At 69.5% G+C, this 1,461-nt stretch carries 1 protein-coding gene; it reads left to right on the top strand.

Translation table 11 applies throughout. From position 1 onward, the window contains the following. A partial coding sequence (locus AB0E96_RS41110) for a hypothetical protein (RefSeq protein ID WP_359831944.1) occupies window positions 1–1,461 on the top strand: 1,461 nt, incomplete at both ends.

Below are 1,461 nucleotides of genomic sequence, written 5' to 3'. Positions count from 1 at the left end.
GAGTCCGAAGCCGCACCGGCGACGGTGATCACCCCGGCGCTGCGGAAGTGGCGCCGCCGCCGGTACATGCAGAAGATCACCGACTCGGACAGATCCCGGGTGTGCGGCCGGAACGCCCTCGTCGCCGAGCTGGGTGTCCTCACCGCGCGGACGGAGGACGACGGGTCGACCGTGCGCGGCCAGCGGCTGTGCGGGTCGGTGTGGCTCTGCGCGTTCTGCGACGCTAAGAAGCGCGCCGAGAACACCCACCTGCTCACCACGGCTGGCCTGCGCTGGCTCGCCAAGGGCGGGACGTTCGTCGGCGCCGTCATGACGGTGCGCCACCGCAGGAAGCACACCCTCCAGGCCCTCGCCAACGCCCTGCTGGGCGGGCGGGAGATCATCGACAAGGCCACGGGCGAAGTCGTCCAGGCGAAGACGGCCGGCGGCTACGAGAAGATGTTCCGCACGCGCAACTTCCGTGAGGTGATCGGCCCTTCGGTCGGATACGTCGGCGCGGCCAAGAACCCGGAGGTCACCCGCTCGCAGGACGGCGGCTGGCACCTGCACCTCAACGCGGGGTTCTTCCTCGGCGGCAACCTCGTCGGCACCCCGGCCAGGGGCAGCGTCACCGACACCTACGTCCCCGACGAAGACGCCATCACCGCGTTCCAGAACTGGTTCCGGAACGCGTGGACGGCCGAGATCAAGAAGATCGAACCCGAATTCGAGCCGTCCACGTCCTGTGAGCGTCCCGGGTGCAAGTGCCGGGGCAAGGGCCACGGCGTGACCTTCATGAAGTTCCTGTCCGGGGACGAGGAGGCCCTGTTCAAGTACCTGACGAAGGACGGCAGCGAGCGCACTGACACCGTCAGCGCCGACCTGGACACGATGCAGTCCACCGCGGCCGAACTCGCCTACAGCGCCGCGAAGGACGGGCGCCGCAAGTCCATGACGCCCTTCCAGTTCCTCGACCGGCTGTGGGCCATCGAGGAGGACGGCATCGACCCGGACCTCGCACCCGGGTACGGAACGCCAGCTGACCTGCGCAAATGGTGGGCCGAGTACGAGGCCGAGATGCCCGGCCGACGCGCGTTCAAGATGACGCTGGGCCTCAGGCGGCACGCCGAGGTGACGGGCGAGGAGGAGAAGTACCGAGAGCTCGAACAGGAGAAGCGGCTGGTGGCCGGGGCGATCCTGACAGCCGACGCGCACCGGTTCGTCTCGGTGGTCGGCGGGGACTACCGGGTACAGGAAGAAGTCGCGGCCGGTCGTGAGACCGCCGTGCCCGAGCTGGTGGCCGAGATCGGCGGACGGCCGGAGCACGTGCGGGTGGTCGATGAGTCGGGATGCGAGGAGTACAAGGCGTCCCTGGTCTCGATGTTGAAGGCCAAGGCCAAGACCACGGCCGCGGGACCCCGCCCCCGACGACCTGGTGATCGCCACCAAGGTCGGCCCGGGCCGCGGCCCCGACGGCGAGTG

Source organism: Kitasatospora sp. NPDC036755 (genome assembly GCF_040636595.1).
In the GTDB taxonomy this organism is placed as follows: Bacteria; Actinomycetota; Actinomycetes; order Streptomycetales; family Streptomycetaceae; genus Kitasatospora.
This window is presented reverse-complemented; position numbering and strand designations above follow the sequence as displayed.